At 44.2% G+C, this 20145-nt stretch carries 22 protein-coding genes; 12 read left to right on the top strand and 10 right to left on the bottom strand.

Features of this window, described 5'->3' with window-relative positions; genetic code table 11:
• Positions 1-62: 62 nt before the first annotated feature.
• Genes P2W76_RS05415 through P2W76_RS05395 form a run of 5 tightly spaced genes read left to right on the top strand, consistent with a single transcriptional unit; the run spans position 63 to position 3148 of the window.
• Entirely contained in the window at positions 63-1010 is a 948-nt protein-coding gene (locus P2W76_RS05415) for a YbbR-like domain-containing protein (protein WP_276346536.1), read from the top strand.
• A complete protein-coding gene (gene coaE / locus P2W76_RS05410; protein ID WP_276346535.1) occupies positions 1010-1606 on the top strand; it encodes a dephospho-CoA kinase in 597 nt (198 codons plus the stop codon). Before P2W76_RS05415 ends, coaE begins: the two co-directional genes overlap by 1 nt.
• Entirely contained in the window at positions 1596-2543 is a 948-nt protein-coding gene (locus P2W76_RS05405) for an exonuclease (RefSeq protein WP_276346534.1), read from the top strand. The genes coaE and P2W76_RS05405 overlap by 11 nt, the downstream gene beginning before the upstream one ends.
• A complete protein-coding gene (locus P2W76_RS05400) occupies positions 2537-2695 on the top strand; it encodes a DUF5522 domain-containing protein (protein ID WP_276346533.1) in 159 nt (52 codons plus the stop codon). The genes P2W76_RS05405 and P2W76_RS05400 overlap by 7 nt, the downstream gene beginning before the upstream one ends.
• A 3-nt stretch (positions 2696-2698) precedes the next feature.
• Positions 2699-3148 (top strand): MarR family transcriptional regulator, encoded by a 450-nt coding sequence (locus P2W76_RS05395; RefSeq protein WP_276346532.1) that lies wholly within the window; start codon positions 2699-2701, stop codon positions 3146-3148.
• 103 nt (positions 3149-3251) lie between these two features.
• Here the strand turns inward: P2W76_RS05395 and P2W76_RS05390 are convergent, their stop codons facing one another.
• The 3 genes from P2W76_RS05390 to P2W76_RS05380 are packed head-to-tail and all read right to left on the bottom strand — an operon-like array spanning position 3252 to position 5258.
• Positions 3252-3965 carry a ZIP family metal transporter gene (locus P2W76_RS05390; RefSeq protein WP_276346531.1) on the bottom strand — a complete coding sequence of 238 codons (714 nt, stop codon included), beginning with the start codon at positions 3963-3965 and terminating at the stop codon, positions 3252-3254.
• Positions 3947-4528 carry a phosphatase PAP2 family protein gene (locus tag P2W76_RS05385; RefSeq protein WP_276346530.1) on the bottom strand — a complete coding sequence of 194 codons (582 nt, stop codon included), beginning with the start codon at positions 4526-4528 and terminating at the stop codon, positions 3947-3949. The genes P2W76_RS05390 and P2W76_RS05385 overlap by 19 nt, the downstream gene beginning before the upstream one ends.
• Positions 4521-5258, bottom strand: coding sequence for a class I SAM-dependent methyltransferase (locus P2W76_RS05380; RefSeq protein WP_276346529.1), 738 nt, complete (start codon positions 5256-5258; stop codon positions 4521-4523). Before P2W76_RS05380 ends, P2W76_RS05385 begins: the two co-directional genes overlap by 8 nt.
• 100 nt (positions 5259-5358) lie before the next feature.
• Between P2W76_RS05380 and glmM the strand changes: the two genes are divergently transcribed.
• The 3 genes from glmM to P2W76_RS05365 all read left to right on the top strand — a co-directional run bounded on the left by glmM (position 5359) and on the right by P2W76_RS05365 (position 8165).
• Positions 5359-6747, top strand: coding sequence for a phosphoglucosamine mutase (gene glmM, locus P2W76_RS05375; RefSeq protein WP_276346528.1), 1389 nt, complete (start codon positions 5359-5361; stop codon positions 6745-6747).
• Between the two features lie 10 nt (positions 6748-6757).
• The gene (locus P2W76_RS05370; protein ID WP_276346527.1) at positions 6758-7894 is read left to right on the top strand and encodes a cysteine desulfurase family protein; all 1137 of its coding nucleotides are present in this window, start codon (positions 6758-6760) and stop codon (positions 7892-7894) included.
• A gap of 73 nt (positions 7895-7967) precedes the next feature.
• Positions 7968-8165, top strand: coding sequence for a hypothetical protein (locus P2W76_RS05365; protein ID WP_276346526.1), 198 nt, complete (start codon positions 7968-7970; stop codon positions 8163-8165).
• A gap of 46 nt (positions 8166-8211) precedes the next feature.
• On the opposite strand, the gene accD is transcribed toward P2W76_RS05365, so the two are convergent.
• Complete coding sequence (gene accD, locus P2W76_RS05360) at positions 8212-9054, bottom strand: acetyl-CoA carboxylase, carboxyltransferase subunit beta (protein ID WP_276346525.1); 843 nt, start codon at positions 9052-9054, stop codon at positions 8212-8214.
• Positions 9055-9217: 163 nt separating this feature from the next.
• Between accD and fbaA the strand changes: the two genes are divergently transcribed.
• The 4 genes from fbaA to P2W76_RS05340 all read left to right on the top strand — a co-directional run bounded on the left by fbaA (position 9218) and on the right by P2W76_RS05340 (position 12890).
• On the top strand, positions 9218-10297 hold the full coding sequence (gene fbaA, locus P2W76_RS05355) for a class II fructose-bisphosphate aldolase (RefSeq protein ID WP_276346524.1): 1080 nt from the start codon (positions 9218-9220) through the stop codon (positions 10295-10297).
• 77 nt (positions 10298-10374) lie between these two features.
• A complete protein-coding gene (locus tag P2W76_RS05350; protein WP_276346523.1) occupies positions 10375-10908 on the top strand; it encodes a low affinity iron permease family protein in 534 nt (177 codons plus the stop codon).
• A 3-nt stretch (positions 10909-10911) separates the two neighbouring features.
• Positions 10912-11358 carry a GNAT family N-acetyltransferase gene (locus P2W76_RS05345; protein ID WP_276346522.1) on the top strand — a complete coding sequence of 149 codons (447 nt, stop codon included), beginning with the start codon at positions 10912-10914 and terminating at the stop codon, positions 11356-11358.
• Positions 11355-12890, top strand: coding sequence for an arylsulfatase (locus tag P2W76_RS05340; RefSeq protein ID WP_276346521.1), 1536 nt, complete (start codon positions 11355-11357; stop codon positions 12888-12890). Before P2W76_RS05345 ends, P2W76_RS05340 begins: the two co-directional genes overlap by 4 nt.
• Positions 12891-12938: 48 nt before the next feature.
• On the opposite strand, the gene P2W76_RS05335 is transcribed toward P2W76_RS05340, so the two are convergent.
• The 6 genes from P2W76_RS05335 to secDF all read right to left on the bottom strand — a co-directional run bounded on the left by P2W76_RS05335 (position 12939) and on the right by secDF (position 20134).
• A complete protein-coding gene (locus P2W76_RS05335; protein WP_276346520.1) occupies positions 12939-13787 on the bottom strand; it encodes a hydroxymethylglutaryl-CoA lyase in 849 nt (282 codons plus the stop codon).
• Between the two features lie 104 nt (positions 13788-13891).
• Entirely contained in the window at positions 13892-15199 is a 1308-nt protein-coding gene (locus P2W76_RS05330) for an NAD(P)/FAD-dependent oxidoreductase (RefSeq protein WP_276346519.1), read from the bottom strand.
• A 73-nt stretch (positions 15200-15272) separates the two neighbouring features.
• Entirely contained in the window at positions 15273-15593 is a 321-nt protein-coding gene (locus P2W76_RS05325) for a 2Fe-2S iron-sulfur cluster-binding protein (RefSeq protein ID WP_276346518.1), read from the bottom strand.
• Entirely contained in the window at positions 15594-16598 is a 1005-nt protein-coding gene (locus P2W76_RS05320; RefSeq protein WP_276346517.1) for an NAD(P)/FAD-dependent oxidoreductase, read from the bottom strand.
• A gap of 36 nt (positions 16599-16634) precedes the next feature.
• Positions 16635-17069: a MarR family transcriptional regulator gene (locus tag P2W76_RS05315; protein WP_276346516.1), complete on the bottom strand. Its 435-nt coding sequence runs from the start codon at positions 17067-17069 to the stop codon at positions 16635-16637.
• Between the two features lie 98 nt (positions 17070-17167).
• Positions 17168-20134 (bottom strand): protein translocase subunit SecDF, encoded by a 2967-nt coding sequence (gene secDF, locus P2W76_RS05310; protein ID WP_276346515.1) that lies wholly within the window; start codon positions 20132-20134, stop codon positions 17168-17170.
• Between the last annotated feature and the right edge of the window lie 11 nt (positions 20135-20145).

Genomic DNA, 20145 nt, shown 5'->3' with positions numbered 1-20145 from the left:
GTAATTTGAGCTTGGCGCCGCTTCATTTTGAGGCGGCGTTTTTATTTGACTAAATTTGTTAAATGCCTCTTATAAAATTTAGCCAGGCTGAGCGCCGGCGAATTTCCATATTTTTTATGTGCCTCGCTTTTGCGCTGGGGGCATGGCTGTTCTTTGCACTATCAAACAGTTATGTTTATCAAACAGATACTGTTGTCCGGTTTGTAAATTTCCCCGAAAATAAAGCATTCCACTCACTGCAGTCAGATACTGTTAAATTGCAAATCGAGGGTACAGGATGGCAGCTGTTGTTTTCCAGGTTGCGCATCAGGCCTCAGTCGATAGATATAGATCTAAGGGAACTCAATAAACGAACGTTCGTCAATTTGTCGGATCAATTGGGATATATTAATCAGCAGTTCAGTTCGACTCAAAAGATCGTATATATTCAGCCTGATACCCTATACTTTGATTTTTCTTCCCGGGCTGTGAAGAGGGTGCCCCTGCAACTGGTCAGCGATATCCAGTTTGCCAAACAATATGCAGTCTCGGACTCTATTCAGATAAACCCATCATACGTGACAGTTACCGGGCCGAAAGCCGATCTGGCAGGGATTAAAGTATGGAAAACAGATTCGCTGAAGGCGAAAAATGTAAGCTCTGATATTAGCTCGCGGGTTTCTTTGAAGCACCCCTCTCTGGCCAATATTAATATTTATCCCTCGGTGGCAGAGGTCAAGGTGCCGGTCGACGAGTTTACCGAAAAGACGGTGGAAGTCCCGGTAAAAGTCATAAACAACCGGGGATATTATGACGTAAGGCTGCTTCCCGGGCGGGTCAGGATAACATTTATGACGGCTTTGAATAACTATTCCAGGATCGATCGTGACTTTTTTGAAGCGACAGTTGATCTTGACAATTGGTCTGACCGTTCATACACGCAACTGCCTGTAAAGCTCACAAGGTTTCCGCAGTTCTGTAAACTCATTAGCATCGAGCCGCAGACGGTAGATTTTATCATACAAAAATAATGCTCAGGATTGGAATAACAGGCGGTATCGGAAGCGGTAAAACAACAGTCTGCCGCATTTTTGAGGTATTGGGCATTCCGGTGTTTTATGCCGACAGCGCGGCAAAAGCTGTGATGCATACCGATGCCTCGCTCCGGGCTGAAATTATAGAGCAATTCGGTGAGAAATCTTACTCAGACCTGGGGGAACTTGACCGTAAGCATATCTCGTCGATCGTATTTAGTGATGACCGGCAGCTGGCAAGATTAAACGCTATCGTCCATCCGGCTGTTTTCAGGGCGTTTGATGCCTGGGTTTATCAGCAGGATGCTCCCTATGTTCTAAAAGAAGCGGCATTATTATTTGAAAGCGGTTCTTATAAAATGTGTGACCAGACAGTGCTTGTTGAATCGCCCGAGATGTTGAGGATCGAACGAATAATGGAACGCGACCACGTCACCGAAGATCAGGTCAGATCCAGGATGAGCAAGCAGCTCTCTGACGGGGAGAAGGAGAAACTGGCTGACCATATCCTCATGAATGATGAGCAGACCTTGTTAATACCTCAGGTTCTTTCGCTTCATAACTACTTTCTGGCTATTGCAAATGATAATTGATGATTTTCTGGTAATTAATGAGAATGGTTTGTACTGCAAAACGGGAGAGTTCTACCTGGACCCGATTTTGCCGTGTCCGGATGCGGTGATCTCTCACGCTCATGGCGATCATGCCGTCAAGGGTAATTTGAATGTTTATTGCACGGCGCCGACCGAGGCAATAATGAAACACCGCTATCATAAGAATGCGGGAAAGAACTTTTTTGTGCGGGGTTTTAATCAGCCGTTTTTGCTGAACGGCATTAAGATAACTTTCATACCTGCAGGGCACATTATCGGATCAGCCCAGGTACTGATGGAATACAATAATGTCCGGTACCTCTACACCGGTGATTATAAATTGCAGGATGATCCCACGTGTGAGAAGATTGAATTTGTAAAGGCTGACGTTTTGATAACTGAGACCACTTTTGCAGACCCCTCAGTAAAGCATCCGGACGCAGCGTCAGAGATAAAAAAGCTCAATGCGTTTAATCATCATGTGCTCCTGGGATCTTATTCTCTTGGTAAGGCCCAGCGCCTGATCAGTCTGCTGAACGAGCACTGCCCGCAACGTTCTGTACTGGTTCATCACTCCATATTACCCCTGAATAAGATCTATGAATCTTTCGGTTACAAGCCGGGAGTATATGAATTGTACAACCGTAAATCGATGAAGCAGGTATCTCAAAACCTGGTTTATATAGTGCCCCCGCTAACATTTGACAGCTATATCCGGGCGAAGAATGTGGTCAGGGCTTTTGCGTCCGGCTGGCAGAGGCTTCAGGTGGTAAACGGCGTGCAGCTCCTCATCTCAGACCACGTAGACTGGGACGATATTTTAACGATGATGGCCGAGATTAAGCCCAGGGAAGTGTGGACTCTGCACGGCAACGGTAAGTATCTGCGGGAATATTACAAGAACCAAATACCTGTTAAATTGTTGAACGCATGTTGATTGAGAAAATAGATTACTATCTTGACGAACATGGCAATTTTGTTTTTACAGAGAAATATCATCTGAAAAGAGGATATTGCTGTAAGAATAAATGCCGGCATTGCCCGTGGAAGCAGGTCCCGCAAAAGGATAGTCCGCAAAAGGATCATTAATGTATGGAAATTGAAAAGGAAATTGTCAGCAACAAGTTTGAAGACAATCATCAGAAGGTAATTGTAAATTTAATTTATACCTATGGTTGGATAACTACCTTACTCAGGCAGCGTCTCGATAAGCATAAGATAACTTTGCAGCAGTATAATATACTGAGGATACTACGCGGGCAAATCCCAAAGCCAGCCACGATAAATCTTCTTAAAGAACGAATGCTGGATAAAATGTCTGATACCTCACGCATAGTCGAAAGGCTTGTTCAGAAGGGCCTCGTCCAGCGATGCGTTAATGAGCAGGACAGGCGTGCAGTTGATATTACAATAAGTGAGAAAGGCCTCAACATATTGAGCAAGCTGGATAGCGAAATGTCATCCAGGGATATTTTAAAGGGCAGTCTAACAGACGACGAAGCCGGAGTATTGAGCGGGCTGCTTGACAAAATGCGAGGCTGAATTGAGTTATACGTTTTACGTTGTACGTGATACGTTTTCTAAACGCTGTGCTTATACGCCCGGCACGTATAACTTATAACGTAAAACGTACAACTTAACAATGTCAATGAAGGAAATATCCTGCCAAAGCAATACCAACTCCTAGCAAAACTGCCACAACTTTCTTAAGATTAAACTTATGGTCAACGCTGGATTCGAAAAGGATAGTGGTTGAGATATGAAGGAATATACCTATCACCACCCCCATTATACTTTCAAAATAAATGTCGATATCCCCGAAAGTTCCTTCGCCTATCCTGAAGCTTAACGCATAGCCAAGCGGGCTCATCAGTGCAAAAAAGGCAAGGAATATGATCGTTTTTATTTTTGGCTGCCTAGAATGCACCAGAACGCTTCCCAGCGCGAATGCGGCGGGAATATGGTGTAAAGCGATGCCGTATACCAGTTCTGTATGCTGACCTTTCGCTAAAGGCATTCCTTCAAGAAATGCATGCAAACACAGGCTTATCATAATGCCGATGGGAAATCCGGAAGGACCGTGATCATGCTTATGAATATGCCCATGCTCGATACCTTCTGAGAATTGTTCCATCAGGATCTGAAGCAGGAAGCCGCCGAGAATAAATAAGCCGATTTGCGAGCTGCCTGAACTATACACATCGGGCATCAAATGCAGCACGGTAATGGCAAAAAGATAAGCACCGCTAAAGGATAAGACAAGTTTCAGCCTGTTTGTATTCCCATTTTTAAACAGAAAAACAGCTATTCCCCCAAGGAATGCACTGCTGAACAGTAGGATCAATTCCCAGGTTTCCATCCTTTAAAAGCGTCTAAGTGAAGTAAAATTGTACCTATTATATATCCGATCATGCCCCCGACAATTGCCCCGAATGTAATATCGCCCGGGTAGTGAACCCCGACGTACATCTGTGCAAAACTGATCGAGAAAGCCCATAATAAGGTTAGCATCATGATCGGCTTCCATTTAGAATAGAACACGGTAATGAGAAAAAATGCCAGCGAGAAATGGTTCGCAGCGTGCGAGGATGGAAAGCTGAACCCGGTGCCGCAGGCTATCCTCGCATTTACATCAGCCTTAAGAACAGGGTCGTTGCAGGGCCTTAAACGTTCAAACGAGGGCTTTAGCACCGATGACGAAAAGTAATCGGTAAAACCGAAGGTGAGCGCCATAAATATTAAAATTAACCAGCCCTGTTTACCGTAGTTCCTGACAAAAAATACTGCCATAAAGAGGTAAAGCGGTGTCCAGAAGTATCTGTTCCTTAACAAAGGCATAAGCCAGTCGAAAAAATCATTGGACAGGCCCTTATTAATGAAAAAGAAAATATTCTGGTCAATCTGGTTAAGTTGTTCAAGCATCGGCTTTAGCACATATAAAAATTAAGCGGTCAGATCTTGTTTCGTCATAGCTATTCAGGGCATAATCTCCGAAGTAATCCATGATCTTAAAACCGCTTCTATGAAACATTTTCTCGAAGTCGGCAAATGTAAAAGCTTTTACCTCTTCTTTAAAAGAAAAATCCTTGTTCTTGTGTTCAAATGAAATAGTCTTGACTATTTTGCCGCCGGTTACTTTTTTGCTGATATAAAAGTCTATCCCATCGGCATGTTTTACTTCCTGCTGGGTGAGGTTGCGCAGGATCTTTTCGGTATTGAAAAAATCAAGAACAAGGATACCGCCTGGTTTAAGGGATTTTCTGAATGTTTTCAGCGCATTGACATGGTCTTTTTCAGTTTCAAAATATCCAAAGCTGGTGAAAAGATTTAGTGCGAGGTCAAAATAATTAATGTAGAACAGATAGCGCATATCATGCACGTAAAAATGAAGCTTGTCGTTTTCAAACTGCTGGGCAAACCTGATATTTGAAAAGGAGAGGTCTATGCCGGTTACATCATAACCCTTTTTATTCAGGTATACGGAGTGCCTGCCTCTTCCGCAAGCGATGTCAAGCAGACGGGATCCTATTCCGGGTTTTAAGTGCGCGCAAAGGTTATCGATAAAAAATTCAGCCTCTTCATCATTTCTCTGCTGATATAAGATATGATAGTATGGTGAATTAAACCAGTTTTGAAACCATTTTCTGGGCATATCGGGCTATCTGGATTTGAGGTCAAATATAGACATTTAGCGTTTTAGGAATGTGTGTATAGAATGTAATTCTTATTTTTACCTTTTCATATCAGATACAGTGACTTTAATAAAATCAATTTCAGGAATCAGGGGTACTATAGGCGGCAAAGCAGGCGATGGCCTGACGCCTCCCGACATCGTAAAATTTACTACAGCGTTCGGGCGCTGGGTTATACAAAACACAGGTAAAAATAAGATCGTGGTTGGCCGCGATGCACGCATCTCGGGAGAGATGGTAAGAAACCTGGTGGTCGGAACGCTGCAAAGCTTGGGGATTGATGTCATAGACCTGGGCCTCTCAACAACTCCTACGGTCGAGATCGCGGTTCCTGATGAAAACGCAGGCGGGGGAATTATACTTACCGCCAGCCACAATCCGAAGCAATGGAACGCCCTCAAGCTTCTTAACCACAAAGGTGAGTTTATTACAGATCAGGATGGCCAGCTTGTATTAGCCATGGCGGAGGAGCAGGATGTTCAATTTGCGGGGGTAGATACCCTGGGTAAGGTAGTGTATGACGACACCTACATGCAAAAACATATTGATAAAATACTGGCACTGCCCCTGGTAGATGTTGATCTTATAAAGAAGGCAAATTTTAAAATCGCCATCGATTGTGTGAACTCTTCAGGTGGGATATTTGTTCCTGCGCTGTTAAAGGCGCTGGGGGTCAGTACTATATTTGAGCTTTATTGCGAGCCGGACGGACATTTCCCTCATAACCCGGAGCCGCTTCCTGAAAACCTGACAGCGCTTTCGAAAGAAGTTATTTCGAATAACGCAGATCTGGGTATTGCGGTCGACCCCGATGTTGACAGGCTGTGTTTTGTATCTGAAGATGGTACTATGTTCGGGGAAGAATATACGCTGGTAGCTGTTGCTGATTACGTTCTGAAGAATACGCCTGGAAATACGGTTTCAAATTTGTCGTCGACACGCGCATTGAGGGATGTAACAGAGAGTAACGGAGGTGTTTATAATGCCGCCGCCGTTGGAGAGGTGAATGTAGTTAACAAGATGAAGGAGACCAACGCAATCATAGGAGGTGAGGGCAATGGTGGAATTATCTATCCTGAATTACATTACGGAAGAGATGCATTGGTGGGTATTGCTTTGTTTTTGACGCATCTTGCCAGATCCGGCAAAACCGTATCCGTACTTCGCTCGGGCTATCCTGCTTATTTCATTTCTAAGAATAAGATCACATTAACCGAGGGGATGGATATTGACGCATTGCTGCTCGCGGTTGAAAAGAAGTATAAAGACCAGCCATACAGCACTATTGATGGACTAAAGGTCGAATTTGACAAACAGTGGGTGCATCTTCGCCGGTCAAATACGGAACCAATCATCAGGATCTACTCCGAAGGTAGTTCCGAAACGGTGGCAGATAACCTTGCCCAGAAAATCATCTCTGACATCAAGGAGATACTTAGACTAACCTGATAATAGCCTGATGCGTGTATATTTTGATAATGCAGCTACCACACCGGTAGACAAGGAGGTTTTAAAGGAGATGTATGAAGTGATGGAGACGCAGTATGGCAACCCCTCATCAATTCATGCCCATGGAAGAGAAGTGCGCACCGTGATTGAAAAAGCCCGTAAAACTATTGCCGGTTTACTCAACGCTTCGCCTGCCGAGTTTTTCTTTACCTCCGGCGGCACCGAGGCTGATAATATGGCTATCCGGTGCGGGATTATCGATCATGGTATAAAACACGCGATTACTTCACAGATAGAGCATCATGCTGTTTTACATACATTTCAGGCTCTTGAGAAAAGCGGCCTTATCCGTCTAAGCTACGTCGATATAGACTCTAGGGGGAATATTGATCTGAAGCATTTAGAGCAACTTTTAAAGTCGGAGGATAGAAGTTTTGTATCCCTGATGCATGCTAATAATGAGTTGGGGACTATAACTGATATAGAAGCTGTGGGAGAACTTTGTGAACGGTACGACGCTATTTTTCATTGTGATACCGTTCAGACCATGGGTCATTATATTCATGATCTCAGCAAATTAAAAGTGCATTTTTTAGTTTGTGCAGCTCATAAACTTCATGGCCCGAAAGGGGTAGGGTTTCTTTATATAAGCCATAAGGTCAAGATCAGCCCTATGATCCTTGGAGGCTCGCAAGAGCGAAACATGAGAGGGGGAACTGAAAACGTTTATGGGATCGCCGGACTTGCAAAGTCTTTGGAGATAGCCTATAATAATATGCAGGAGCATCACAGGTATATACAGGGCCTGAAAGACTATATGATGGATCAGCTGCTGCAGCATATTCCAGGGATAGAATTCAATGGCGAAACCGACAGCGATAAAAGCCTTTACACCGTACTGAATGTTTCTTTTCCCGAGATGGATATGGCAGAGATGCTTTTATTCAGTCTTGACATTGCGGGCATATCTGCATCCGGTGGCAGCGCTTGCAGCTCGGGTACTAATATCGGTTCCCATGTGCTTAATGGCATTCATGCAAACCCGGACAGGCCCGCAGTGCGCTTTTCGTTCAGTAAGTATAATACAAGGGAAGAGATAGATTACGTTGTTGAGAAGCTGAAAGGGATATGTAAGGTGCCGGTGTGACAGGTTTAATTAATATTTCCTGAAACAAAAGATACTGCGCCGGCATTATCCTTTTGTACCAACATGGAATGTTATGAAAGCTAAAAATGAGAATCAGCGCCCTGGAAACGCTAAACCATCCAATAGTCAGCAAAAAATAAAACGCCCAGGCACCGGGGAGGAGGACACTTCTTCGCCTTATGTGGATCTGGATAAAGCTAACTTTACAGATCGGAAACACGGCAGGACAAATGAGTCGTTAGGTCCCGATCACGAACCCAGCACTGTTTAATTCAATGTTTTAAAATCCAGGTTCCGCAAAAGCGGGGCATGGATTTTTATTTTATCATCCGCAAAAATGAGGCTAGTTTAGCCTTCATCTGTCGCCGGTCAACAATAAAGTCGAGGAAGCCATGTTCCAGAACAAACTCGGAGGTTTGAAAGCCCCTTGGCAAGTCTTTCTTTATGGTTTCCTTGATTACCCGCGGTCCTGCAAAGCCTATGAGCGCCCCGGGCTCAGAAATATTGATGTCACCCAGCATGGCGTAGGAAGCTGTAACCCCGCCGGTTGTTGGATCGGTTAAAAGTGAGATATAAGGTAATTTCGCCTTGCTTAAAAGCGCAAGTTTGGCGGATGTTTTTGCCATCTGCATAAGTGAGAATGCCGCTTCCATCATCCGGGCGCCGCCCGACTTCGAGATCATCATAAAGGGGATCTTATGGGCGATGCTATAATCGATAGACCTGGCAATTTTCTCTCCAACAACCGAACCCATTGAGCCGCCGATAAAGTTGAAATCCATACACGCAATTACAAGCTCCTGCTCGCCAAGTTTGCCTGTAGCTGCACGGATAGCATCATTAAGACCAGTTTTGATATAGCTTTCCTCGAGACGATCGGTATATTTTTTAGTGTCGGTAAATTCGAGGGGGTCGCCGGAGCGTAAATTCGGGAAGAGTTCAGTGAACTGATTGTCGTCAAAAAGAATTTCAAAATATTCTTTTGAACCGATCCTCAGGTGATAGCCACAGTAATGACAGACGTATTTATTCTCAACCTGCTCTGCATAATGCAGCGGCTTCTTACATGACGGACATTTATTCCACATGCCATCAGGTATTTCTTTTTTCTCTTCGGTAGAAGTTATTATCCCCTTTTTTTCTCTCTTGAACCAGGCCATTTTGGATATGTGTGTAACGTACAAAGAAACAAAAATTTTAAGAAAGCAAGGTCACACAAACTCATTGAATGAAATGTTGGCATAAAGAAGGGAATTCTGGGATGATTTCCTTGATCTTGCAACGATTTTTTCTAATTTCGAACATTAATCATTAATCAAACGAATGGACTTAAAGCAATTAAAGGGCGTACTTCACGGTGACGCTGTTCAGGAATTATTTGAGGCAGCCAAAAAACATCAGTTTGCACTTCCCGCAGTAAATGTTGTTGGCACGAACTCTATAAATGCTGTGATGGAAACAGCAAAGGCTGTTAATTCTCCGGTAATTATCCAGTTGTCTAACGGAGGCGCACAATTCTATGCCGGTAAGTCATTGAATAATGATAATATGCAGGCATTTGTACTTGGAGGCGTATCGGCTGCACATCATGTGCATCTGCTGGCCGAGCATTACGGAGTAGCTGTAATACTACATACGGACCACGCAGCGAAGAAATTGCTTCCGTGGATAGACGGCCTGCTGGATCATGGAGAAAAATTCTTCGCTCAATATAATAAGCCATTATTCTCTTCTCATATGCTTGATCTTTCGGAAGAACCGATTGAAGAAAATATAGAGATCAGTAAGAAATATCTCGCCCGGATGAAAGCAATGGGAATGACACTTGAGATAGAACTGGGAGTGACAGGGGGCGAAGAAGACGGGGTTGATAACAGCGATGTTGACAGCTCCAGGCTTTATACACAACCATCAGAAGTTGCCTACGCATATAAAGAATTAAGCACTGTCAGCGATAAGTTTACAGTAGCTGCTGCTTTCGGTAATGTTCATGGGGTTTATAAGCCAGGCAATGTGAAATTGCAGCCGGTTATCCTGAAGAATTCGCAGGATTTTGTTCGTAAGGAGTTTAAGAAAGAAGCTGAAAAACCTGTAAACTTCGTTTTTCATGGTGGCTCAGGTTCATCAAAAGAGGAGATCAGGGAAGCGATATCGTACGGCGCTATTAAAATGAATATCGACACTGACATGCAGTGGGCATTCTGGGACGGCGTTAAGGATTATTACAAGTCTAAAGAAGCATACCTTCAACACCAGATCGGCAACCCGGATGGTGAAGACTCTCCGAATAAGAAGCATTATGATCCGAGGGTTTGGCTCAGAAAAGGCGAGGAGGCTTTCGTTAAACGGCTGACACAAGCCTTTGATGACCTGAACTGTATCGATGTTAACAGCAAGCTTTAAAATTTAAACAAAGATCCAACCTTCGGGTTGGATTTTTTGTTTAATAGCTATTGACAGGATTTTTAAAGTAGAACACAATGAGCAACAAGAAACAGCTTAGTTTATTTGAGAAATTTTCAAATGCAATAACATCCTGGGCCGGCAGTCCCTACGCTTTTTCAACTGCCTTTGTTATTGTTATCGTATGGGCTGCATGCGGTCCGCTTTTTAACTTTTCTGAGACCTGGCAGCTTGTGATAAATACAGGCACCACGATTATTACTTTTCTGATGGTGTTTTTAATTCAAAAGAGCCAGAATAAGGATAACAAGGCCATACAATTAAAACTTAATGAACTGATCGCAGCAGACGAACGTACCAGTAATCGTATGGTTGATCTGGAGGATATGACAGAAGAGGAGCTGGATAAGCTTCATAAGTTCTACGAAAGGTTATCAGACCTGGCAGAGAAAGATGACGATATCCACCGTTCGCGTTCGATTGATGCTGCCGAAGAATGTCATGACAGCAAGCGGGCAAAGCTAAATCCGGCAACTGCAGGCAGGTCGCCTTCAGGAACCAAAATTGCAAAAAAAGCTGCCGTCAAGAAGCCAAACCCTCAGCAGCAGTAAAGGATGCAAAATAATATTGAAGTTAAAAAGACAACCGATCCGGGCGATCTTGAAAAAGTTTTTGCAATCCGGAAGAAGGTTTTTGTCGATGAACAAAACTGTCCGCCAGAGCTTGAATGGGAGTTCGAAGACGAATCGACACATTTTATAGGAACTGTCGATAACATTCCAGCAGGAGCAGCGAGATGGCGTAAAACAGATAGGGGTTATAAACTCGAGCGTTTCTCTGTTCTTAAAGAGTTTCGTGGTTCCGGGATGGGCACAGCGCTTGTGCAGGCGGTTTTAAATGACCTTCCGGAGAATGCAAATTATGTTTATCTAAATGCACAACTCACGGCAGTTGGCTTGTACGAAAAGTTTGGCTTTGTGAAAGAGGGTTCTCAGTTTGAGGAAGCCGGAATCCAGCATATTAAGATGGTATTAAAAAGTGCCCCGCGGGGCTTTATATGATGAATATCCGGTCATTTTCTTTTGTATTTGTGATCTTTGTTGCTTTTTGCTGCCTGGAAGCACATGCTCAAAAGATAACAGCAAAACCTAATATCGTAATAATATATACTGATGATTTAGGTTACGGTGATATCAGTGCGAATGGTGCTACCAGGGTAAAAACTCCCAATATCGACCAGATGGCAAGGCAGGGCTTACGTTTTACTAATGCTTACGCAACATCTGCTACTTGCACACCCTCCCGTTTTTCATTTTTGACTGGAAAATACGCATGGCGAAAAGCCAATACAGGTATAGCACCGGGTGATGCAGCACTGATAATACCAACAGATATAGAAATTCTCCCACGAATGCTTCAAAAATCCGGCTATCAGACAGCTGTAGTTGGTAAATGGCATCTGGGCCTGGGCCCTCAGGGCGGCCCTGACTGGAATAGCGAAATTAAACCCGGCCCTTTAGAGATAGGATTCAATTACTCTTTCATAATGCCGGCAACTGCCGACCGTGTTCCATGTGTTTATCTGGAGAATCACAGGATAGTAGACCTGGATCCGGCTGATCCCATCATTGTCTCCTATAAGGAGAAGGTTGGAAATGACCCTACAGGGAAGGAAAATCCCGAACTTTTGAAAGTGAAATATTCCCATGGTCATGATGCAACCATAATTAACGGTGTGAGCAGGATCGGATGGATGAGCGGCGGAAACAGGGCGCGCTGGATCGACCAGGATATGGCTGATGTCTTTACTAACCGGGCATTGAGCTTTATAGAAAAAAACAGGGAAAAGCCATTCTTTCTCTACTTTGCCACTCACGACATTCATGTTCCGCGTGTTCCTCATTCCAGGTTCGCAGGTAAAAGCGGGATGGGGCCGCGTGGCGATGCAATCCTTCAGCTCGATTGGACTGTCGGCGAAGTTCTAAAAGCTCTTGACCGCCTGCAGATAGCCGACAATACCCTGGTTATTTTTAGCAGTGATAACGGGCCCGTTGTTGACGACGGATATGACGACAATGCCGTTGAGTTGCTTAAGGATCATACTCCTTCAGGAGATCGCAGGGGTGGTAAATATAGCGCCTTTGACGGGGGCACACACATACCTTTTATTGTTAAGTGGCCCGGTAAAATTGAGAGGGGAGCAGTTTCGAATGCTTTATTTAGCCAGGTTGATCTTTATGCATCGCTGGCGTTTCTGACCGGACAGGGTCTTTCGGGCGACAATGCACCTGATAGTTTCAATAGTTTAAGTACTCTTCTGGGAGCCACAGCGGATCGTAAATACGTGGTACAGCAATCTGTTAACAATACTCTTAGTTTGATCCATGGGAATTGGAAATATATCGAGCCCAGCAATGGACAGAAGATGAACGTTATGACAAATACCGAGCTCGGAAATCTCGCCGAACCTCAGCTTTACGATTTAAAGTCTGATGTAGGTGAGAGAAATAACCTGGCCGGGAAATATCCCCTGGAGGTAAAAAGATTGTCGGATATGTTAAAGAAGATAAAAGAAAGCAACAAAACCAGGTAGTAGCTCAATCGTTATTTCCTGGCTAAACCGGCGTTTCATAAGAATGTGCTAACTGAATATCCTTGACGAAAAAATTAATGCTTCGCTCCACTTTTCTTTATCCAGGTTGGCAGCTTCATGACGCTCTTCCAGAAGTAAAATTAGCTCTTCAGTGGCAATATTTCCGGTTAGAGTATCAGCAGCCATTGGGCAGCCCCCATAGCCTTTCAGCGCTGAATCAAACCTTTTGCAGCCACTATTCAGGGCGGCTTCTAATTTTTCCTTTGTTTGGTCCGGAGTACTATGTAAATGGACGCCAAATTCGATATTCGGAAATTGTGATTGCAAATGGGGGAATAAGTAACTAATGCTTTCAGGCGTTGAAACCCCTGTGGTATCTGCAAGAGAAATGATCTTGGCCCCAGCCTTAACCAGCTCGTATGTCCAGTGCTCTGCTATCTCGTTATTCCATTCATCACCGTACGGATTGCCAAAAGCCATAGAAAGATAAATTACAGCTTCCTTATTTGATGTCTCACAGGCATCCAGGAGCCTGCGTACGGTTTCAAGTGATTGTTCAATGCCTGAGTTGGTGTTCCGCTGTTGAAATGTTTCAGAGATCGAGAAGGGAAAGCCCAGATAGCTGATCTGCGTATGCTTTATTGCCTGTTCTACACCCTTTAAATTCGCTACGATAGCGAGTAGCCTGGAATCAGTACTACTCAGATCCAGCATTTGAAGTACTTCTTCAGTATCTTTCATCTGGGGTACGGCTTTTGGCGATACGAAGCTGCCAAAATCAATTGTATCGAAGCCCACCTTAAGCAGCAGGTTTATATATTCTGCCTTGGTCTTTGCAGGTATATAATCATGGAGCCCCTGCATGGCATCCCGCGGGCATTCGGTAAGCTTAATCATAGTTTTAGTTTAGATGGGGAATAGGAAATAGGAAATAGCGAATAGGGAATAGGCGACCGGTCTATTTCCCATTTCCCATTCTCCATTCTCCATTCCCCCATTCCCTATTTCGCCGATGGATCCTCCGTCATGGATTCCCTGTTAAACCTTCTGATGATCAATCGTGTTCCGCGGTCGTAGCTGAAATAACTCCACACCCAGTTTACGAAGGTCACCACTTTATTCCTGAATCCTACCAGTGACATCAGATGGACAAACATCCAGACAAACCATGCGAAAATCCCCTGGAAACGGATCTTGCCGATGTCTACGACCGCCTTGTTCCGCCCTACCGTGGCCATAGAACCTTGGTTGGAATACTTAAATGGCTCCGGCTGCTCGTTGTTCATAAACCGGAGAATGTTCTTTGCAAGATGCTTGCCTTGCTGTATAGCTACCGGCGCTACACCTGGCAGGCCGTTGGGTGTGTCTGGCGTGATCTGGGCTGCAACATCTCCGATTGCGAATATCCGGGGCTGGGCAGCCACGCGATTAAATTCGTCAACCACTATGCGGTTACCCCTTGCAATAGTTTCCGGAGGAAAGCCGCCAGGAATTGCTCCTTTTACACCAGCCGACCATAAGACGTTCTTTGTCGGAATAGCCTGTTCATTTGACAGCTTGATAACGTCGCCATCGTAACCCAGCACACGGATGTTAGTAAGAACTTTCACGCCCATTTCCTGAAGAAACTGTTTCGATTTTGCCGAGGCTTCATCCGACATCGCGCCCAGCAGCTCGTCAGAGCCTTCGATAAGGTAAACGTTTACATCCTTAACACTAAGCTCTGGGTAATCTTCAGGGAGTATATGTTTTTTTAGCTCAGCCAGCGCTCCGGAAAGTTCAACGCCCGTAGGACCTCCTCCAACGACCACGAAGTTCAGCAGTGACGCTTTACGCACCGGATCACCTTCGATTAAAGCTTCCTCGAGGTTTTGAAGGATCATACTCCGAAGGTTCAGGGCCTCCGGGATCGTTTTCATGGCCATGGAAAAATGCTCAACTTCTTTCTGTCCGAAGAAATTGGTGTCTGAACCGGTGGCCAGAACCAGGTAATCGTAGGTTATTTTTCCAATTGATGTATTTACAATTTTCGCGCTGGGGTCAATACTGTCTACTTCAGTAACCCGAAACGTAAAGTTTTTCTGGTTCTTGAAAATCTTCCTCAACGGAAAGGCTATCGAGTCGGCCTCAAGACCCCCGGTTGCAACCTGGTAAAGTAAGGGCTGGAACGTATGATAATTGTGCCTGTCGAGCATCAAAATCTCAACCTCTTTGTTCTTTAGTCGTTTTGCAAGTTCAATCCCCCCAAAGCCGCCTCCCACAATTACTACTTTCGGAAATTTACTTGAATTGGTTATATGCTGATCCATGTTTCTTGGGAAATAATGTTAGTGTTTTGGGCTATGAGTGTTGAGCTATGAGAGAGTAACACTCTTACCCCGTTTATTGTTCATCTCCCCTTATCCGGAAGACCATCCCGTTAAGGTTGTCATTGATCCTGATCTGGCAGGCAAGCCTGCTGTCGAACCCTGCATCAGGCAGGGTATCAAGCATATCCATTTCTTCATTACCCGGTGCTGGCAAAAGCTCTAATCCCTCTAATACCTGGACGTGACAGGTTGCACATAATGCCATGCCTCCACAAGTAGCCAGGATATTATATTCGGATGCTTTTAGCACTTCCATCAAACTTAAGCTTATTTCCTCAGGGATCTCAACAGGCTGCTGTTGACCGTCCCGGTCTTCAATTATTATGTTGATCATTTAGAAGGTATTTACGCCGTATACAGTAGTATACTTAAAACTTAATTTTTGATCAGGATAAACATACTTAAAAGCGCTTTGTACCATCAGGGCTGCTTCGTGAAACCCGCAAAGTATTAGCTTTAGCTTGCCGGGATAAGTGTTTATGTCTCCAATGGCATAAATACGTTCTATATTTGTCGAATAATCAAAGGTATCCACTTCAATAGCCGATTTATCTATATTTAACCCCCATCCGCCAATCGGGCCCAACTTAGGGCTTAAACCAAAAAGGGGGATCAGGTAATCTGTTTCCAGGGAAACATTAACCTTATCACGTCCGACATAACTAACTTCTTTGAGCTGTCCATTGCCTGAGACACTCAGAAGGTTCGACTGGAGCACAAGATCAATCTTACCTGTGCTGGCTAATTCATGAACTTTTTCTGCTGAGTCGGGCGCACCACGAAAGGTGTCTCCACGATGAATTAGTGTCACACGTTCAGCAATGTCTGCCAGGAATATAGTCCAATCGAGGGCAGAATCGCCGCCGCCCGCGAGAGTGACTTTTTTATCTCTGAAGTGTTCCGGGTTCTTAACCATGTATTCAACGCCCTTGCCTTCAAAGTCTGTCAGGCCTTCTATTTCTGGCTTGCGGGGTTCAAAACATCCCAGACCTCCGGCAATGACTATTACTTTTGCCTGTATCAGTGTGCCGTCGCTGGTGCCGACCTGGTACGAGCCATCATCCTGCCTTACCAGAGTCTCCACCCGTTCACCAAGCGTGAATCCCGGCTCGAATGGTGCTATTTGCTCCATTAGCCGGTCAACGAGTTCCTGGGCTTTAATATCAGGGTATCCGGGGATGTCGTAGATCGGTTTATGAGGGTAGATCTCAGAAAGCTGTCCGCCAACCTGTGGCAGGGTATCAACAAGGTGACACCTCATTTTCAAAAGACCGGCTTCGAATACTGAAAATAAGCCGACCGGGCCGGCTCCAATTATGCATATATCTGTTGTTGTCATTGTTATCGTATTAATATCGAGTATCCAGACTCGATTTTAGTCATCCAGGTTGTTATAAATTGTATCGAGAATCCTTTTTAGATTGATGTAATCGTCTTCGGTAAGATTCTCCCACGCTTTCATGCGTATTTCGGCCATCTTTGGGGTCCATTTCAAAACAGTTTGTTGTCCCTGCTCCGTCAAATGGACCGTAAAACATCGCCGGTCTGTCGGGTGGATCCTACGTTCCGTCAGGCCTTTTTTGCAGAGCAGATCTATGATCCTGGTGAGGGTAGGGGTATCCTTACCAGTTATCTCAGCCAGTTGGGTCTGATTTAAATCATTGCTCTGGTTCAGGTGTTTTATAATTATCCATTGGTCAACGGTTATATCATACTGTTCGTTATTAAACCGTCGCTGCGCGTATTGTTTTACTTTCCGCGCCGTCCTGTCAAGGAGATATGAATAAGTACTGAATAATTCTTTTGCCATACATATTGTTAGTATGACAACAAATATCCGGATATAAAATGTAATAAACAAAAAAAGTCCCGCAAAGCGGGACTCTCCAAAGTTCGTTTAAAAAAACGCTATGCTTTTTTCACATCATCTCCTTTTTCCTTGATAAACTCAACCACAAATGGAGTGGCTACGAACAGGGAGGAGTAAGTACCGAATATAACGCCGATCAGCATGGCAAAGGAGAACCCTCTCAGGATCTCGCCGCCAAAAATGAAGATGATTACCAGCACTGCCATGGTACATATACCAGTGATCACCGTCCGGCTTAGGGTACTGTTTAACGCATTATTAATTACTGTAGGCAGATTCTCATCTTTTGAATGATGTTGTCCGATGTATTCACGGACGCGGTCAAATACCACTACTGTATCGTTAATAGAGTAACCCATTACAGTTAAAATCGCGGCTACGAAAGCCTGATCAATATCCAGTGAGAATGGAAGCCATCCGTTAAAGATGGTAAATATTGCGAGCAGCACAAGCACATCATGCACCAGGGCCAGGATTGCCGCAAAGCCAAATGCCATTCTTTTGAATCGGATGAGGATATAGAGGAATATGACCAGGATAGAGAATCCGACAGCATATATTGCCGAAGTCTTAATATCATCTGCCATTGTTGGTCCGACTTTCTGAGAGTCTTTGATCTCATAAACCGGGCTGATTTTCTTCAGGCCCTCCGAAAGTTTAATATTAACCTTTTCATCTGCAGCATCTGTATTTTCATTTATCAGATATGCAGTTGTTATTTTAACCTGATTAGACGAGCCGAAGGTTTTTACTTCTACGGGAGCTTCGAAAGTATTGGTCAGGGTTTCACGTACGTCTTCGACATCAACTGGCTTATCGAACGAGATAAAATAAGATCGTCCGCCAGAGAAATCAACCCCAAGGCTGAATCCCTGAGTGAAAGCAGATATTATACCTGCAACGATGATGGCAGAGGAAAGGATATAGAATTTTCTACGGCCTGAGATAAAATCAAACTTTGAATCTTTAAACAGGTTTTGAGTTGCTTTTATTGAGAAATTAATTGACTTTTTCTTTTCAAGCAGCCATTCAAATACCAGTCTTGAAATAAAGATGGCCGCAAATAATGAGGTTATGATACCAATCATTAATGTTGTAGCAAAACCTACAATTGGCCCCTGACCGAAGACATAAAGAATTACACCTGTGAGGAAAGTGGTAATATTCGAATCAAGAATAGAAGGCATTGCTTTGCTAAAACCTTCAGCTATTGCAAGCCTGATCGATTTACCATCGTTAAGTTCTTCCCGGATCCGTTCATAGATAAGCACATTGGCATCTACAGACATACCCAGCGAAAGAACTATACCAGCGATTCCCGGCAGTGTTAATACCGCGCCGAGTGAAGCGAGTACACCCATCAGGAAGAACAGGTTGACTAATAATGCAATGTTTGCTACGAGACCGGCAGTGCTGTAATACATAGCCATAAATAGCAGGATCACAATAACACCTGCGATGGTAGATATTAGTCCCGCCGAAATAGAATCGGCACCCAGTGAAGGGCCGACTACATATTCACTTACGATCCGCGCCGGGGCGGGAAGCCTTCCTGCTTTAAGAACATTTGCAAGATCCTGGGTGTCTTCTATCTTAAAATTCCCACTGATCGAAGAAATGCCATTTGGAATTTCACCCTGTACTGTTGGAGCTGAATAAACAAGATTATCAAGCACTATGGCAACACTCTTTTTATTATTCGGATCAGCCGACGCATTTGCTGTTAGTGTTCTCCAGGCACGGGCGCCATCTGCGTTCATAACCATAACCACCTCAGGATTTCCCCTCTGGTCATAATCAGAACGTGCATCAGAGATTACATCTCCTTCCAAAGCAGGGCCGCCAGCAAGGTTGCTTGCTTTTAAAGCATATAATTCGAATACTTTACTTTCCGGCGTTACCGGCTTAACTCCCCAGAATAACCTGATGGTCGATGGGATTACAGCTTTGGCCTGTGGAGAAGAAAGATAAGCGTTTACCTTTGCAGTATCTTTTAGCGCAGCATAACCTACAACCGGGCCTGGACGTAAACCTGTTTGACCGTCCTGCCCCTGGAATGTTGCCGGGTTTAAAATGGCAAATAGTGGATTTTGCCGGGCCTGTTCAGCCTGAATTTTATTTAATGCAGCTGCGCTGTCTATTTTTCCGGTAGTATCTGCTTTGCCTAACGCAGCAAGCTTACTCTTTGCAGTATCCGCTACTGCTGATGTTTTAGCGATAGTATCGGTAGTTTTAACAGTTGAAGCTAAAATACCGTTCACATTTTGAAGCAATGCAAAAACCTCCGTGTTGTCGTAAGTTTCCCAGAATTCCAGTTTAGCCGAGCCCTGTAACAGCTTACGTACACGTTCCTGGTCATCAACACCCGGAAGCTCAATAAGGATTCGGTTGGTACCTTGTTGTTTTTGAATGTTCGGAGACGTAACTCCAAATTTATCAATACGGGTACGAAGGATATTAAATGATAGGTCAATAGCGCCGTCGGCCGATTTTTTAAGGAAGTTAATTACCTCCTGGTTACTAGCATCAACCTTGATACTGCCAGAATTTTCCTTAGTGGCGAATAAAGGAGCAAGCCTGCTGTTTGGGTTCAGCTTCTCATATTCCTTTCCGAAAGCAACGATAAAATCGTTTTCTCCACCGGCAACAGCCGCTTCGGCATTCCGGATAGCTGCATTAAAGTTAGCGTCCGGATTGTTGTTAGCCAGGTTACGCACCATGTCGCTAAGCGCAATTTCCATGGTCACATTCATTCCACCTTTCAGGTCGAGTCCGAGAGGTATTTCACGTTGTTTGGCGTATTCGTAGGTGATATAACTCAGGCTGCTGAATACAGGTAGTGAAGCGACAGAATCGAGATAAGATTTTTCTTTTGAGGGATCACCTTTCGCAAACTCTTGCGCATCCTTTTCAACTTTATTCGCTATCCACGTAAATGAGAGTGAATATAAACACGCAAGCGTTAATGCTATTGCGGCGAATTTAACTAGTCCTTTACCTTGCATTTTGTTTTAAT

The sequence above is a fragment of the Daejeonella sp. JGW-45 genome (assembly GCF_029360805.1).
Lineage (GTDB): Bacteria > Bacteroidota > Bacteroidia > Sphingobacteriales > Sphingobacteriaceae > Daejeonella.
Note: the sequence above shows the minus strand (reverse complement) of the source record. Positions and strands in the feature narration are given on the sequence as shown.

Coding starts and splice junctions, on each gene's coding strand:
- P2W76_RS05415 (WP_276346536.1), top strand. CDS start 63: ATGCCTCTTATAAAATTTAGCCAGGCTGAGCGCCGGCGAATTTCCATA.
- coaE (WP_276346535.1), top strand. CDS start 1,010: ATGCTCAGGATTGGAATAACAGGCGGTATCGGAAGCGGTAAAACAACA.
- P2W76_RS05405 (WP_276346534.1), top strand. CDS start 1,596: ATGATAATTGATGATTTTCTGGTAATTAATGAGAATGGTTTGTACTGC.
- P2W76_RS05400 (WP_276346533.1), top strand. CDS start 2,537: ATGTTGATTGAGAAAATAGATTACTATCTTGACGAACATGGCAATTTT.
- P2W76_RS05395 (WP_276346532.1), top strand. CDS start 2,699: ATGGAAATTGAAAAGGAAATTGTCAGCAACAAGTTTGAAGACAATCAT.
- P2W76_RS05390 (WP_276346531.1), bottom strand. CDS start 3,965: ATGGAAACCTGGGAATTGATCCTACTGTTCAGCAGTGCATTCCTTGGG.
- P2W76_RS05385 (WP_276346530.1), bottom strand. CDS start 4,528: ATGCTTGAACAACTTAACCAGATTGACCAGAATATTTTCTTTTTCATT.
- P2W76_RS05380 (WP_276346529.1), bottom strand. CDS start 5,258: ATGCCCAGAAAATGGTTTCAAAACTGGTTTAATTCACCATACTATCAT.
- P2W76_RS05370 (WP_276346527.1), top strand. CDS start 6,758: ATGCGTGTATATTTTGATAATGCAGCTACCACACCGGTAGACAAGGAG.
- P2W76_RS05365 (WP_276346526.1), top strand. CDS start 7,968: ATGAAAGCTAAAAATGAGAATCAGCGCCCTGGAAACGCTAAACCATCC.
- accD (WP_276346525.1), bottom strand. CDS start 9,054: ATGGCCTGGTTCAAGAGAGAAAAAAAGGGGATAATAACTTCTACCGAA.
- fbaA (WP_276346524.1), top strand. CDS start 9,218: ATGGACTTAAAGCAATTAAAGGGCGTACTTCACGGTGACGCTGTTCAG.
- P2W76_RS05350 (WP_276346523.1), top strand. CDS start 10,375: ATGAGCAACAAGAAACAGCTTAGTTTATTTGAGAAATTTTCAAATGCA.
- P2W76_RS05345 (WP_276346522.1), top strand. CDS start 10,912: ATGCAAAATAATATTGAAGTTAAAAAGACAACCGATCCGGGCGATCTT.
- P2W76_RS05340 (WP_276346521.1), top strand. CDS start 11,355: ATGATGAATATCCGGTCATTTTCTTTTGTATTTGTGATCTTTGTTGCT.
- P2W76_RS05335 (WP_276346520.1), bottom strand. CDS start 13,787: ATGATTAAGCTTACCGAATGCCCGCGGGATGCCATGCAGGGGCTCCAT.
- P2W76_RS05330 (WP_276346519.1), bottom strand. CDS start 15,199: ATGGATCAGCATATAACCAATTCAAGTAAATTTCCGAAAGTAGTAATT.
- P2W76_RS05325 (WP_276346518.1), bottom strand. CDS start 15,593: ATGATCAACATAATAATTGAAGACCGGGACGGTCAACAGCAGCCTGTT.
- P2W76_RS05320 (WP_276346517.1), bottom strand. CDS start 16,598: ATGACAACAACAGATATATGCATAATTGGAGCCGGCCCGGTCGGCTTA.
- P2W76_RS05315 (WP_276346516.1), bottom strand. CDS start 17,069: ATGGCAAAAGAATTATTCAGTACTTATTCATATCTCCTTGACAGGACG.
- secDF (WP_276346515.1), bottom strand. CDS start 20,134: ATGCAAGGTAAAGGACTAGTTAAATTCGCCGCAATAGCATTAACGCTT.